This window comes from Pseudomonas sp. LBUM1676, from assembly GCF_059695605.1.
In genome coordinates this window covers 5,141,848-5,156,110 of the sequence record NZ_CP166777.1, presented here as the reverse complement: position 1 = coordinate 5,156,110, position 14,263 = coordinate 5,141,848, and the positions used below count along the sequence as shown (strand labels likewise).

Here is a 14,263-nt window from a genome sequence, read left to right as displayed (position 1 = left end):
GAACAGCGTGGAGCAGGAACGAAAAACCTGCTGAAACGCTTGATCTAGACGGGTGCAAGCATACCGGCGAATGCCCGGCATTGATGGCCGTTCGTCGATTTTTGGAATATGGGTATGTTACGCGGGGTGTAGCAGGAGGGTTCCAGTCCAAGCGCTTCGAAGCTCAAAGCGCTTAGGGACCAGTTATCGCGGTGGACCTTGTGACAATTACTTTTTGCCCAAAGTGATCTGCTTGGACGGGCCGAACGTCTGGCCGCTGACGCCTTTGGCAATTTGCTGGATCTCGCCACCGGACTTGAGGAACGCAGCAATCTGGTTGTTGATCGATTCGCTGGTTTCAACGGCTGGAGCTGGCTTTGCTTTGCTGTTGGATGCTTTTACACGCATGGCGGCCATTAACCTGTAGAAAATTAACTTGGCCAAGCATAGTACATGAAATACTTGACAATTGCTTGCTAAATATCTCCCGAAATGCACATTGCCCGTGCGTGAGGTATCGCAAGTTATTATTCGGAATATTTGCCTAAGCTGCTGTTTTAACTATGAACATCAATCAGGAGCTGCAGCTTTTTTCACGGGATGGTCGTGGCGTGATCGGTCAGATTGGCCAGACGAGTGGCCACGCGCCATGGACAAAATCCAGGAAAATTAAGGGCTTCAGAGGATTTTCCTGCGCCATCGGGCTGTCCACCGACCGCAGCCCGCAAAACCGGGTAGAATGCCGCCCACGCAATGAGGGTATTGGACATGGCTTTAGTCGGGCGTTACAACAGTTTGCAAGTGGTTAAACACACTAACTTCGGTTTATATCTGGACGGTGGCGCGGATGGCGAAATCCTCCTGCCCAATCGTTATATTCCCAAAGATATTCCCAGCGAAGATGAAGATTGGCTCAACGTTTTTATTTATCTGGACAGCGATGACAAACTCATCGCAACTACCGAAAAACCGAAAGTACAGGTCGGTGAATTCGCCAGTTTGAAAGTCGTTGAAGTCAACAGCATCGGGGTTTTCCTGGATTGGGGCTTGCCGAAGGATCTGTTGCTGCCGTACTCCGAAGAAAAGCGTCAGATGACCGCGGGCGAGTATGTCGTGGTGCATGTCTACCTCGACAAGCACACGCGCCGCATAACGGCGACGGCGCGTCTGGACCGCTACCTGGACAAGACCCCGGCCAACTACACCCCGGGCCAGGAAGTCGATCTGCTGGTCGCCGAAGCCACCGACATGGGGTTCAAGGCGATCATCAACAACAAGCACTGGGGCCTGATCCACAAGAACGAAATCTTCAAGTTCATGCGCGCCGGTAAAGAGGAAAAGGGCTTTATCAAAGAAGTCCGGGCCGATGGCAAGATCAGCCTGAGCCTGCAACCGGTCGGCGAAGAAGCGGCTACCAGCCTCAACTCGAAGATCCTTGCCAAACTGCGCGACAACAACGGCACACTGCCGGTAAGCGACAAGAGCGACCCGACGGTAATCACCAGCATGTTTGGCGTCAGCAAGGGCAACTTCAAGAAGGCGATCGGTGCGTTGTACAAGAACGGCCAGATCGTTATTCATGCCGATCGCATTGAGCTGAGCTGACCCCGCAACGCCCTCGCTCCTACAGGCAAATGACGCAACCAGGAATCTGAAGGTCTCTGGCAGGCGGCATTTCCTGTCCATCTGGTTAATAATCGGCAGCATAATATTTCGCCCCGGCGCTTTCTCAGCAAGAAGCCGGGGCTTTGCTTTTACTGTCGAGTCACTGCCATGGATTGTGTTGTCGAGGTGTACCGGTGAGCGCCACGCGGCGTAGCGCCGATGGGTTTGCCCTGCAAGTGATGATGGGGCTGTGCCTGATCTGGGGCGTCCAGCAAGTCATGATCAAATGGGCGGCACCCGACATAGCGCCGGTCATGCAAGCCGCAGGGCGCTCGGGTATTTCCGCGTTGCTCGTCGGCCTTTTGATCTGCTGGAAAGGAGGGTGGGATCAGGTCGGCAGTACCTGGCGCGGCGGTCTGCTGGCGGGTGCGCTGTTTGGTCTGGAGTTTTTCTTCATTTCCGAAGGCCTGCAACTGACCACGGCCGCGCATATGTCAGTGTTTCTCTACACGGCGCCGATCTTTACCGCGCTGGGCGTGCACTGGCTGCTGCCGAGTGAACGATTGAGGCCGGTCCAGTGGTTGGGCATTTTCCTCGCTTTTATCGGGATCGCCATCGCATTTGCCGGTGGGGTGTCCTGGGACAATCTCGATCGGCGCATGCTGCTGGGCGACGCACTGGGTGTGCTGGCCGGTGCGTCCTGGGGCGCGACCACGGTGGTGGTGCGCGCGTCGCGCTTGTCGGAAGCACCGGTGACCCTGACCCTGTTTTATCAACTGCTTGTCGGTTTCGTCGGCCTGTTGCTGATCGCCATCCTCAGCGGCCAGGTCAGCCACGTCAGCCTGACCACCGTAGCGGTGGCCAGCGTACTGTTCCAGGGATTGGTGGTGTCGTTCTTCAGTTACCTGACCTGGTTCTGGCTGCTGCGCCGTTATCTGGCGGCGAACCTGGCGGTATTTTCCTTCATGACACCGTTGTTCGGCGTGACGTTCGGCGTGGTGCTGCTGGGTGAAGAACTGAGTCTCAATTTCATCATCGGCGCGGTGCTGGTGCTGTTGGGCATCACCTTTGTCAGCGCCGAGCAGTGGGTGCGCCGTCGTTTGCGCAAAGCCCTCGGGCAGCAATGACCGGCCTGGCACCAAGGCCTCCGAACCCTTCAGGCGTGGAGAGAATGGTGACAGACGGTCGATACGTCGTTTTCGCCCCGGGTTCAGGCGATTGCTTGAACTAACGGTCAGGTATTTGGATCAATTCAGTAACAGATCATTGCGTCTTTAGACGAGCATTGCGCAGGACTTCGGACTATTATCAGTGCGAAGGGGCTACAGAATTCACAGCCGCTCGGCACTACCCTGAAGGGGGCACCATGAAAGAGAAAATCCAAAACTGGCTGCATGACCTGGGTGTCGCACTCGGTTTGATCGAACCGCCTCTGCAACCTGTGCCTATTCGCACTGACGACGAACAACGTCGACGCCAGCAGCGTCGCCGGTAACGCGTCAAGGTCTGAAACGATCGCAGTCTGTGGCAGCTCCTGCAGGGGGGTGTGCAAATGCTGCGATTCAGAGTACCTGAGGAAACGCCCCAGACTCGGGCCGTGTTCTACAGGATTCATCATGGGCGGTATTCAATGCCGCCCAATCTCCATCAAAAACCGGCTCAAGTCATTCACCGTCCTGGCGGTCTTGAGCATGTTGTCTTCCTCGGCCGTAAACGCCGTCAGTCCCAGTTCATCTTCCAGATGGAAGATCAGTTCTTCGATATCCTCCTTATCCAGTCCCAACTGCGCCAGGCTGGCGTTGTCGTCGAAGTCGTCCTGACCCTCCAACAGACGGCTGATGAGGCGATGCACGGCGGCGCGGACAGCGGCTTTTTTCATGGTGGTTCTTCGAGGGCGTTATTGTTGTTGTCCCTGCGTTGGAGTACAGCAGGCTTCAGCCATGGGAACGCTGCCACTCGTCAATCATCGTGCGTAAATGCTCCCCGGAAAAACTGCCGAAATGCCCGCCGTGCACCGTGCGGATCGGCAGTGCGCGCAAGCGTTGCAGGCTGCGGGCGTAGTCGTCGAGGTTGGAGTGGTAGGCATCCTCGATCAGCGGCCCGTCGTAGATGATGTCGCCACTGAAGAGCGTTTCGGTCGCCGCCTCGTAAAGGCTGATGCCGCCCGGTGAGTGCCCCGGCGTGTGCAGCACCTGCAGCGTGCGGTTACCCAGGTCCAGCACATCGCCTTCTTCAATCATTCCGGTGGCCGGTGCGGCCTTGACCCGGTATTCGGCGTAGCACAACGGGCAGTCGGGGTGAGCCTCGAACATGTCGTCACCGACAAAGGCCGTGCTCAGTGTGTTGTCGCCGTCCGGTGCGGCGAGGATCTGCGCTTCGGCCGGATGGACCAGGCGTTCGGGGAATTCGTGATGGCCGGCAATGTGGTCGAAATGGCAATGACTCGCCACCGCGACCAACGGCCGCTCGGTGATCCATGGCAATTGCTCGCGCAGGCTGACCAGCCCGGAACCGCTGTCGAGCAGCAGGTCTTTGTCGCGGCCCTGGATGTGCCAGAGGTTGCAGCGATAGAAGGGCCGGATGTACGGCTCGTGAATCAGGCGTATGCCGTCACTGAGCGGTTTGACCTCGAACCACTGATCGCGGCTGACGATTTTCATTAGCGGTTTCCTTCAGGCGAAAAAAAACGAGTGTGGCAACCGACGCCACACTCGTCGAAGAAAAAACTTAATCCATTCTTTTCAGCTTAGATGGCGCTCGCTACCGGTGCCGGACGACGGGACAGCAGGCTGACCACGACGAAACTCACCAGGCCGACACCGAGGCTGTAGTAGATCGGGGTGTTGGCGTCCATACCGTCCTTGATCATGAACATCAGCGCGGTGGCAAAGCCCAGGCCCATGCTGGCGATAGCGCCGGCGGTGGTTGCGCGTTTCCAGAAAATCGCACCGATCAGCGGGATCAGCATGCCGCCCACCAACAGGTTGTAGGCCAGGGTCAGGGCGCTGATCACGTCGTTGACCACCAGCGCGATGCCGAGTACCACGATGCCGGTGAGCAGGGTAAACAGGCGGTTGATGCCCAGGCTCGACTGTTTGCCGCCGCGCAGTTTCGGCAGCAGGTCTTCGGTCAGGGTGGTGGAAGCTGCGAGCAGGCCGGCGCTGGCGGTGGACATCATGGCCGCCAGTGCAGCAGCGATCACCAAGCCCCGGATACCGTCCGGCAGGGACAGTTTCACGATGGCGGCAAAAGCGTTGTTGACGTTGTCCAGATCCGGAATCAGCACATGGGCGGCCATGCCGATCAGGGCGCAGGCCAGGCCGTAGAAGATGCAGTAGATGCCGGCGAAAGTACCGGCGTACTGAGCGACTTTGGCGGTCCGGACGGTGAACACACGCTGCCAGATGTCCTGGCCGATCAGGATCCCGAAGAAGTAGATCATGAAGTAGGTGATGATGGTGTCCCAGCCGATGGTGGTGAAGCTGAAAGCCGCCTGCGGCAGTTTCATCACCAACTCATCCCAGCCGCCGACGCGGTACAGGCAGATCGGCAACAGGATGAACATCAGGCCGACGGTCTTGATCACGAACTGGACGATATCGGTCAGGGTCAGGGACCACATGCCGCCGATGGCCGAATAGATCACCACCACGCCACCACCGAGCAGCACCGAGATCCAGAAGGGCAGGCCGAACAGTACTTGCAGCACGGTGCCGATCGCCAGGATCGAGGTCACGCCGATCATCAGCGCATACGCCAGCATGATTGCCGCACTCGCCGAGCGGGCCATCGGGTTGTAGCGTTTTTCAAGGACCTGGGTGACGGTGTAGATTTTCAGCTTCAGCAGCGGTTTGGCCAGGAACAGGTTCAGCGCCACGATCCCGCAACCCAGTGCGGCGCACAGCCAGAAACCGGAAATGCCATGCACGTAGCCCAGGCGCACGGTGCCGACGGTGGACGCACCACCCAGTACCGTAGCGGCCATGGTGCCCATGTACAGGGTCGGGCCGAGGTTGCGACCGGCGACCAAGTAGTCTTCGTTGGTCTTGGCCTTGCGCATGCCGAAGTAGCCGAGTACCAGCATCGCGGCGGCGTAAATGAGAACGACGAATAAATCCAAAGCCATGATGGCGTGTCTCCGATTGTCTTTTTTATGGTGGAACAAAGATGGTTCTGTGGGGCTGCTTTCTGTGGGAGCGAGCTGTGTCAGGCAGGCTGACGTAGTTCAGGTTTTGCCGTGATGTTTGCGCCTTTGCTGCGTGAATCATTCGGGCCGAACACCGCGGCCGGTTCCGGGAACAGGCTCAGCAGCGCCAGGTACACCAGCGACGCCAGGCCCAGGGTTACCGGCAGGCTGATGTCGATGCCGCCAGCCAGTTCACCCAACGGACCAACGAATTGCCCCGGCAGGTTCACAAAGCACAGACCGACCAGTGCACTCGGAATCCACGCCCCCAGCCCACGCCAGTTCCAGCCGTGGGTGAACCAGTAACGGCCACCTTTCTCGCCGCGGGTGAACACTTGCAGGTCATCCGGGCAGTAAAAGCCGCGACGCACCAGCAGACCGATGATCATGATCACCATCCACGGGGTGGTGCAGGTGATGATCAGCACGGCGAAGGTCGACACGCTCTGCACCAGGTTCGCGGCAAAACGCCCGATGAAGATGAAGGCAATCGACATCACGCCGATCAGCAGCGTCGCCTTGACCCGCGACAATACCCGCGGGAACACGCTGGACATGTCCAGCCCGGTGCCATAAAGCGAGGTGGTGCCGGTGGACATGCCGCCGATCACCGCGATCAGGCACACCGGCAGGAAGAACCAGCTCGGCGAAACCGCCAGCAGACCGCCGACGTAGTTGTTGGCCGCGATGTAGTCCGGTGCCTTGATCGCCACGATGGTGGCGGTGGTCAGGCCGAACAGGAACGGGATGAATGTCGCGATCTGCGAGATCACCACCGCGGCCATGATCCGGCGCTTGGAAGTGTCACGCGGGATATAGCGCGACCAGTCACCGAGGAACGCACCGAAGGAAATCGGGTTGCTCATGGCCACCAGCGCCGCGCCGATAAAGGCCGCCCAGAAGCCTGGTTGCCCGAGGCTGACGGTGCCGGCGAAGTTCACATCGAAGGGCCCGGCGAACGCGAAGATGCCCAGCAGGAACAGCAGGCTGGCGCTCCACACCGCGATCTTGTTGACCCACAGCAGGAAGCGGAACCCATAGATGCATACCGTCAGCACCAGGATCGCGAACAGACCGTAGGCCAGGCCCAGGGTCAGGTCGGTTTCCGGCAGGCCGATCAGGCGTTTGGCACCACCGATCAGCGCATCCCCCGAACTCCACACCGAGAGCGAGAAGAAGGCGATGGCGGTCAGCAGCGACAGGAACGACCCGACGATCCGCCCGTGCACGCCGAAGTGCGCACCGGAAGACACGGCGTTGTTGGTGCCATTGAGCGGGCCGAACAGGCCCATGGGCGCAAGGATCAACGAGCCCAGCAGCACACCGAGCACAATCGCCCCGACGCCGGCCTGGAATGACAGGCCGAACAGCACCGGAAAACTGCCGAGCACGGCGGTGGCAAAAGTATTGGAACCGCCGAAGATCATCCGGAACAAATCCGTCGGACCTGCGGTACGTTCGTTGTCCGGGATCTGTTCGACCCCGTGGGTTTCTATCTGCGTAAGGCTTTGGTCGTTGTTGTTGTTATTCATGATCTGCTCCGATCATAAAGGCGCGCTCATCGTGTGTGAGCGTCACCTGTTTGGCTAAGGGGGTGGCAGCCCTTCCGGCATCGCGGACAAATGTTCGTGGCAGGCCAGCCATGGGCCTTGTTGTTGTCGGCGAAACACAATCGTCTCGCGCTCCTGGCTGAAGTGTTGCTCCCCTTGCATGCGCAGCTCGGTGGCCACGTCATGGATGAAGATCGCCACGTCACCCTGCAGGCTGACGAAGGCGTTGCTTGAAGTGCACGAAAGCACTTCGAAGCCATCCTCGGACCGCCAGGTGTCCCACAACGCCTGATAGGCATCGCGCGACAGCAGAGGCTGTTCGAGGGTGTAGAACACGAAGCTGGCATCAAGGCTGAAAGCGCCGAAGTAGGCTTCGCGATCGTTGCGGGCAAAGGCCGACACCAGATCGGCGGCGGCTTTCAAAACCTGATCACGTTCGCTCATGACCGATCCTCAGCGGTGGACCACGCCAGGCAGTACGCAGAGCATTTCGTACAGCAGGTTGGCGGCCAGCAGCGAGGTGTTACCGGTGGTGTCGTACGCGGGCGAGACTTCTACCAGATCGCAACCGACCAGGTCGAGGCCTTGGCAGCCGCGAACGATTTCAATTGCCTGAATGGTCGTCAGGCCACCGATTTCCGGGGTGCCGGTGCCAGGCGCCCAGGCCGGGTCGATGCCGTCGATGTCGAAACTCAGGTAGACCGGGCCGCCGCCGACTTTCTCGCGAACTTCGGCCATCAATGGGGCCAGGGATTTGTGCCAGCACTCTTCGGCCTGGACCACACGGAAACCCTGGTTACGGCTCCAGTTGAAGTCGTCAGCGGTGTAGCCTTGGGCGCGCAGGCCGATTTGCACGACGCGGTCCGGGTCCAGCAGGCCTTCTTCGACGGCGCGACGGAACGTGGTGCCGTGGGCGATTTTCTCGCCGAACATGTGATCGTTGACATCGGCGTGAGCGTCGATGTGCACCAGGCCGACCTTGCCGTGCTTCTTGTGGATGGCCCGCAGGATCGGCAGGGTGATGGTGTGGTCGCCGCCCAGGGTCAGGGGGATCACATCATGTTCGAGGATATTGTCGTAGGACTCTTCGATGATCCGTACGGCATCCAGCAGGTTGAAGGTGTTGATCGCCACGTCACCGATGTCGGCAACCGACAGCGAGTCGAACGGCGCCGCGCCGGTGGCCATGTTGTACGGACGGATCATCACCGATTCAGCGCGGATTTCACGCGGCCCGAAACGGGTGCCGGGGCGCAGCGAGGTACCGATGTCCAGCGGCACGCCAACGAAGGCGGCGTCCAGGCCGGCAGCGGATTGCAAATGGGGGAGTCGCATCATGGTGGCGATGCCGCCGAAGCGCGGCATTTCGTTGCCGCCCAGTGGTTGGTGAAGAATCTTGTCCACGGGTAGGGCCTCATCGTCGTTGTTTTATTTATGCAGGTAAGCCGCTCGGGGAGAGACGGGCACCGCTGTGGGCCGATTCTGCGAAATGTAGTGGCCGGGAAGAATCGCTACGGGCAAATACTTAGTTCAGATTTTTCTAAACTAATGGTGATGACGGCGATAGACTTGCAGCCATGCGCAGAACCCTGTGGCGAGGGAGCTTGCTCCCGCTCGGCTGCGAAGCAGCCCCAAACCATTCACCTTGGTGTCAGATGGACCGCATCAGTAGATTTTACGACTGCTGCGCAGTCGAGCGGGAGCAAGCTCCCTCGCCACAGAAGCAGGATGCATTACCGTGTACCTCGGAGCCCCCATGGCCAACGCTTTACCCGACCTGAAACTGTTGCGCATCTTCGTCAGCGTGGTCCGCCATCAGGGGTTCGCCAATGCCCAGCAGGAGCTCAACCTCTCAACCTCGGCCATCAGCACTTACATGAGCCAGCTTGAAGCGGCCCTGGGCCTGGTGCTGTGCCATCGCGGTCGCGGCGGCTTCAGCCTGACCAGCAAGGGTGAGTTGTTCCATCAGGAAACCCTGCGCCTGCTCGGCGAACTCGAAGGTTTCGAGCAGTACGCAGCGGCGCTCAAAGGCGAACTGCGCGGCACTCTGAACCTGGGGGTGATCGATTCTACCGTCAGTGACAAGGCCTTGCCGTTTGCCGAAGCCATCGGCGCCTACACTCAGGAGCATCCGGCCGTGCATTTGCACCTGTCGGTCATGAGCCCCTACGAATTGCAGCTCGGCGTGCAGGACAATCGCCTCGACCTGGCCATCGGCGCGTTTTCCACGCGCATGAGCGGGCTGGTCTACATGCCGCTGTACCGGGAGCAGCACTGGTTGTATTGCAGCAGTCGGCACCCGCTGTTCACCGAGCGGCGCATCCCCGAGCAGGTCATCACCCAGCAGCGCATGGTCGGCCGTGGTTACTGGAGCCAGGCGGAACTGGCGCGCCATGGCTTCAAGCACAGCGCCGCAACCGTGGAGAGTATGGAAGCCCAGCTGATACTGGTGCTCTCCGGCGCTTACATCGGTTATTTGCCGGAACACTACGCCCAGGCCTGGGCTGACAAGGGCGATCTGCGGGTACTGCTGCCGGCAACCTTCGGCTATCAGGCGCCGTTTTCCATGATCGTGCGCCGAGGCCGCAGCCGCGAACCACTGATCCAGACTTTTCGCGATTTACTCAAAGCACAACTGAATCAGGCTTGAGACGATGTCCAGAATCCATTGCCCGCGCTGCCTGCGCCCACACAGTCACTGCCTGTGCCCGCTGATCCCGAGCCTCGACAGTCGCACTCGGGTGTTGCTGTTGCAGCATCCGAGCGAGGTGAACCATGCCCTGAACACCGCGCGCCTGGCGGCGTTGGGGTTGAACAATGCCGAGCTGATCGTGGGCGAAGTGTTCGAGGATTTGCCGGCGCTGCTGAATCAACCGGGGTACCGGGCACGGCTGTTGTTTCCTGCCGATGATGCGCAGACGATCCAGGCTTACGCGGCAAATGATGAACCGCTGTTGCTGGTCGTCCCGGATGGCACCTGGCGCAAGGCGCGCAAGATGCTGCACCTCAATCCGTTGCTGGCGGCGTTGCCCCGAGTGACGCTGGCTGCTGGCGCGGTGTCCCGTTATCGATTGCGCAAGGCACCGGGGCCCGGGGCGTTGTCGACGGTGGAGGCGATAGTGCAGGCGTTGCAGGTCCTGGAAGCGCCCGTCAGTTTTGAGCCATTGTTGAGGCCGTTCGAGGCGTTGATCGAGGGGCAGATTGCGGCGATGGGGGGGGAGGTCTTTCAGCGTAATCATGGTGACCGATAGGTACTGTCTGTACCGGCCCCATCGCTAGCAGGCTAGCTCCCACAGGGGAATTGGAGAGCGATCACATATTTTGTATTCACAACTGATCAACTGTGGGAGCTAGCCTGCTAGCGATAGCCATTGCACAGTCAATGAATATTCTGGCCGGATCTATCGCTCCCGCATCGCCTCGGTCCGCGCCTTTAACACCGGCTTGAGCAGATAATCCAGCACACTCTTGTGCCCGGTAATGATATCCACCGTCGCCACCATCCCCGGAATAATCAGCAACGGCTTCACATCCCCACCCAGATGATTCTTGTCGGTCCTGACTTGAATCAGATAAAAACTATTGCCCTTGTCATCGGTGATGGTGTCCGCCCCGATCAACTCCAGCTTCGCGCTCAAACCGCCATAAATCGTGTAGTCGTAGGCACTGAACTTGACCATGGCTTTCTGCCCAGGATGCAGGAACGCCACGTCCTGTGGCCGAACCTTGGCTTCGATCAGCAGGTTATCTTCCAGGGGTACGATCTCCACCATGTCGCTGCCCGGCTGGACCACCCCGCCGATGGTGTTGACCTTCAACATCTTGATAATGCCGTGCACTGGCGACACCACCGTGGTGCGGGTCACGCGGTCGTCGATGGCGATGCTCGAAGCGGTGATTTTCGACAGCTCGGTGCGCTTCTCATTCAGCTCCTTGGCTGCGTCCGAGCGGAAGGATTGCTCCGATTCATCGATCTTGCTCTTGATCTCGTTAATCGCCGATTCGGCCCGGGGAATCGCCAGGGTCGTGGCATTGAGCGAGCCGCGAATCTCCACCGCGCTGCGTTTGAGGCGCAGGATTTCAACCGGCGAAACCGCGCCGGTGCCCACCAGTGGCGCGGACATATTCATCTCTTGTTGCAGCAATGCCAGGCTGGAACTGTATTGACCCTGTTTTGATCTAAATTCCGCCAGTTCCTGGGTTTTTTGCCGAAGTTGTTCCGATAAGGTGCGTTGTTCGCTGGCCAGGCGGCGTTGCCGTTGTTCATGCAGCGAGCGTTCGTCCTCGGCCACTTGCGGTGCCTTGGCGATGACGTCCGGCGACAGTTTGAACGGCCGTCCTTCCGCTTCGGCCGAAAGACGTTCGACCTGCGCGGTCAGTGCGTAACGATCGGCCTCGCTTTCGCCCTTGTTCGACAGAAAACGCGTGTCATCCAGGCGCAGCAAGGTATCGCCCTTGTTCACCATTTGCCCCTCGCGGACGAAGATTTCAGTGACGATACCGCCCTCCAGGTTCTGGATCACCTGAATCTTGCTCGATGGAATCGCCTTGCCTTCGCCCATGGTGACTTCCTGTAACACGGCGAACTTGGCCCAGACCACGGCGGTAATGATCAGCCCGGCGGCCAGCCACACGGTAATCCGCGACCAGCGGGGTGAGTCCTGCAACGCGGCGCTGGCGGTTTCCGGCATGAATTCGCTTTCGGCGCTTTTACCGAAGCTTGCGAAGTAGCCCCGTGAATCTTCGGAAGCGGACATAGGCGACTCCTAGACAGCCGCAGAGCCGACGCGGCCCTTGCGCAGTGCATCGATGACCGTTTCTTTCGGACCGTCGGCGACGATCCGCCCGTTGTCCAGCACCACCAGCCGATCCACCAGGCTGAGCATCGAGGTGCGGTGGGTGACCAGCAGCAGGGTCTTGCCCTGGACCCAGCCGTGGAGTTTCTGCCGCAGAACGTCTTCGCTGCTGTTGTCCATGGCGCTGGTGGGTTCATCGAGCAGCATGATCGGCGGGTCGAGCAACAAGGCGCGGGCCAGTAACACCGCCTGGCGCTGGCCGCCGGACAGCAGCTGCCCGCGTTCGCCCACCGGCCGGTCAAACCCTTGTGGATGCTGGCGCGCGAGCTCGGTGACACCGGTGAGTTCGGCCACTTCGAGCATCCGCGCATCGCTGATATAGCGCGCGCCGAGGGTCAGGTTGTCGCGCAGGCTGCCGGCCAACAGCGGCAGGTCATGGGCGACGTAACCGATCTGCTGGCGCAGGTCGGCAACGTCCAGTTGCCGCAGGTCCAGGCCGTCGAGCAGCAGTTGCCCTTCTTCCGGCGCATAGAAACCCATCACCAGCCGCGCCAGGGTGCTTTTGCCCGAGCCGCTGCGACCGATGATGCCGATCCGCTCGCCAGGTTTGACGCTGAAGCTGACATTGGCCAGCGCCGGCGCGTTCTGGCCGTTGTAGTGGAAGGTCACACCGATGACATCCAGCGCACCTTGCAGCTGCGTGCGTTCCAGCGGCCGCTGCCTGGCGTCGCGTTCCTGGGGCAGGGACATCAGTGCGTCGGTGCTTTTCATGGTCAGTTGCGCTTGCTGGTAGCGGGTGATCAGACCGGCGATCTGTCCCAGCGGTGCCAGCACCCGGCTGCCGAGCATATAGGTCGCCACCAGCGCGCCGACGCTGAGGTTGCCGGCGATGATGCTGTAGACCCCGGCGACGATGGTCGCCATGCCGGAAAATTGCTGGATGAACAAGGTGCCGTTGGTGGCCAGGGCCGAGAGGTTGCGCGCATGGCTGTCGAGGCGGGTGAGGGCGCCGTGGGTGCTTTCCCACTGGTGCTGACGTTCGCTTTCGGCGCTGCAGGCCTTGAGCGTTTCCAGGCCACCGAGGGTTTCGATCAGCAGACCCTGGCGTTCGGCTCCCAGGGTCAGGCTTTTTTGCACGGTGTCGCGCAAGCGGGACTGAATCACCATGGCGAAGATGATCGTGATCGGAAACGCCAGCAACGGAATCACCACCAGCCATCCGCCGAGCAAGCCGATCACCACCAGCATCAGCACGGCGAAGGGCAGGTCGATCAGGCTGGTCAAGGTGACGGCGGTGAGAAATTCGCGCAGGCCCTGGAAGTCATGGATGCTTTGGGCGAAACCGCCGATGGTCGCCGGCCGCGCTTTCATGGCCATGCCGGTGATGCGTTCGAACAGCGTGGCGGACAGGATCACGTCGGTTTTCTTCCCGGCGGTGTCCAGCAAGTGCGCGCGCACCACCCGCAGCACCAGTTCGAAACCGGTGCCGATCAGCAGGCCGATGGACAGTACCCACAAGGTCGACGTCGCCTGGTTCGGCACGACGCGGTCATAGGTCTGCATGACAAACAGCGGCACCATCAACCCCAGCAGGTTGATCAGGAAACTCGCCAGGATCGCATCGCCGTACAGCCACTTCGACAGCTTCAAGGTATCGCGAAACCAGGCTTCGACCCGGGGCACCAGGGGCGAGCGCAAGTCTTCGAGTTCATGCCGCGGCCGGGCGAACAAGGCCTGGCCGCTGTAGTTTTCCGCCAGCTCTTCACGGCTGACCCATTGTTCACCACCGTCGGCTTCGCTCGGCAGGATCAGCGCCCGGCCGTCATCGCCCCAGCGCCGTAGAATCGCGGTGCGGCCGTTGTTGAGGATCAGCATGACAGGGAGGTTGAGGGCGTTGATATCCGCCAGTTCGCGGCGCAGCAAACGCGCCTGCAAACCGGCCCGGGCCGCTGCGCGCGGCAGCAGGTCCAGGCTCAGGCGCTGGTGTGCCAGGGGCAGCCCGGCACTCAGGCTGGCGCGACTGACCGTTGCGCCGTGGAGTTTGCAGAGGATCAACAGACCGTCCAGTAGCGGGTCATCGAAGCTCAGCCGCGGATCGACGCCATGATGGGTGGATTCCATGCTGGTCACAGGGCTCGCTCCAGGTG

The 14,263-nt window shown here is 60.3% G+C and carries 15 protein-coding genes; 5 read left to right on the top strand and 10 right to left on the bottom strand.

Annotated features, from left to right (window positions below; all coding sequences use genetic code 11):
- Nucleotides 1-207: 207 nt before the first annotated feature.
- Both ACA041_RS23765 and ACA041_RS23760 read right to left on the bottom strand, forming a co-directional pair.
- Nucleotides 208-396 carry a PFL_1563 family small protein gene (locus ACA041_RS23765; RefSeq protein WP_017337097.1) on the bottom strand — a complete coding sequence of 63 codons (189 nt, stop codon included), beginning with the start codon at nucleotides 394-396 and terminating at the stop codon, nucleotides 208-210.
- Between the two features lie 176 nt (nucleotides 397-572).
- Nucleotides 573-749 carry a hypothetical protein gene (locus ACA041_RS23760; protein WP_497437968.1) on the bottom strand — a complete coding sequence of 59 codons (177 nt, stop codon included), beginning with the start codon at nucleotides 747-749 and terminating at the stop codon, nucleotides 573-575.
- Here ACA041_RS23760 and ACA041_RS23755 point away from each other — a divergent pair.
- From ACA041_RS23755 to ACA041_RS23745, 3 genes are all read left to right on the top strand, one after another.
- Complete coding sequence (locus ACA041_RS23755; RefSeq protein ID WP_150634047.1) at nucleotides 748-1,584, top strand: CvfB family protein; 837 nt, start codon at nucleotides 748-750, stop codon at nucleotides 1,582-1,584. The genes ACA041_RS23760 and ACA041_RS23755 overlap by 2 nt on opposite strands.
- A gap of 194 nt (nucleotides 1,585-1,778) precedes the next feature.
- Nucleotides 1,779-2,711 (top strand): DMT family transporter, encoded by a 933-nt coding sequence (locus ACA041_RS23750; protein WP_497437967.1) that lies wholly within the window; start codon nucleotides 1,779-1,781, stop codon nucleotides 2,709-2,711.
- Between the two features lie 239 nt (nucleotides 2,712-2,950).
- Nucleotides 2,951-3,079, top strand: coding sequence for a PA1414 family protein (locus ACA041_RS23745; RefSeq protein ID WP_007914492.1), 129 nt, complete (start codon nucleotides 2,951-2,953; stop codon nucleotides 3,077-3,079).
- Between the two features lie 132 nt (nucleotides 3,080-3,211).
- On the opposite strand, the gene ACA041_RS23740 is transcribed toward ACA041_RS23745, so the two are convergent.
- The 6 genes from ACA041_RS23740 to speB all read right to left on the bottom strand — a co-directional run bounded on the left by ACA041_RS23740 (nucleotide 3,212) and on the right by speB (nucleotide 8,724).
- Nucleotides 3,212-3,463, bottom strand: coding sequence for an acyl carrier protein (locus ACA041_RS23740; RefSeq protein ID WP_497437966.1), 252 nt, complete (start codon nucleotides 3,461-3,463; stop codon nucleotides 3,212-3,214).
- Nucleotides 3,464-3,518: 55 nt separating this feature from the next.
- The gene (locus ACA041_RS23735; protein ID WP_497437965.1) at nucleotides 3,519-4,244 is read right to left on the bottom strand and encodes an MBL fold metallo-hydrolase; all 726 of its coding nucleotides are present in this window, start codon (nucleotides 4,242-4,244) and stop codon (nucleotides 3,519-3,521) included.
- Between the two features lie 86 nt (nucleotides 4,245-4,330).
- Nucleotides 4,331-5,710: a sodium:solute symporter family protein gene (locus ACA041_RS23730; protein ID WP_497437964.1), complete on the bottom strand. Its 1,380-nt coding sequence runs from the start codon at nucleotides 5,708-5,710 to the stop codon at nucleotides 4,331-4,333.
- Between the two features lie 80 nt (nucleotides 5,711-5,790).
- On the bottom strand, nucleotides 5,791-7,302 hold the full coding sequence (locus ACA041_RS23725; protein WP_497437963.1) for a purine-cytosine permease family protein: 1,512 nt from the start codon (nucleotides 7,300-7,302) through the stop codon (nucleotides 5,791-5,793).
- A gap of 54 nt (nucleotides 7,303-7,356) precedes the next feature.
- A complete protein-coding gene (locus ACA041_RS23720) occupies nucleotides 7,357-7,764 on the bottom strand; it encodes a YybH family protein (protein ID WP_497437962.1) in 408 nt (135 codons plus the stop codon).
- Nucleotides 7,765-7,773: 9 nt separating this feature from the next.
- On the bottom strand, nucleotides 7,774-8,724 hold the full coding sequence (speB, locus tag ACA041_RS23715) for an agmatinase (protein WP_497437961.1): 951 nt from the start codon (nucleotides 8,722-8,724) through the stop codon (nucleotides 7,774-7,776).
- A gap of 352 nt (nucleotides 8,725-9,076) precedes the next feature.
- Here speB and ACA041_RS23710 point away from each other — a divergent pair, with 352 nt between their 5' ends.
- Nucleotides 9,077-9,970 carry a LysR family transcriptional regulator gene (locus ACA041_RS23710; RefSeq protein ID WP_064679167.1) on the top strand — a complete coding sequence of 298 codons (894 nt, stop codon included), beginning with the start codon at nucleotides 9,077-9,079 and terminating at the stop codon, nucleotides 9,968-9,970.
- Between the two features lie 4 nt (nucleotides 9,971-9,974).
- The gene (locus ACA041_RS23705) at nucleotides 9,975-10,571 is read left to right on the top strand and encodes a tRNA-uridine aminocarboxypropyltransferase (RefSeq protein WP_497437960.1); all 597 of its coding nucleotides are present in this window, start codon (nucleotides 9,975-9,977) and stop codon (nucleotides 10,569-10,571) included.
- A 150-nt stretch (nucleotides 10,572-10,721) separates the two neighbouring features.
- Here ACA041_RS23705 and ACA041_RS23700 read toward each other — a convergent pair whose 3' ends face one another.
- Nucleotides 10,722-12,077, bottom strand: a complete 1,356-nt coding sequence (locus ACA041_RS23700) for an HlyD family type I secretion periplasmic adaptor subunit (protein WP_497437959.1) — start codon at nucleotides 12,075-12,077, stop codon at nucleotides 10,722-10,724.
- A 9-nt stretch (nucleotides 12,078-12,086) separates the two neighbouring features.
- Entirely contained in the window at nucleotides 12,087-14,246 is a 2,160-nt protein-coding gene (locus tag ACA041_RS23695; protein ID WP_497437958.1) for a type I secretion system permease/ATPase, read from the bottom strand.
- Nucleotides 14,247-14,263 lie beyond the last annotated feature (17 nt).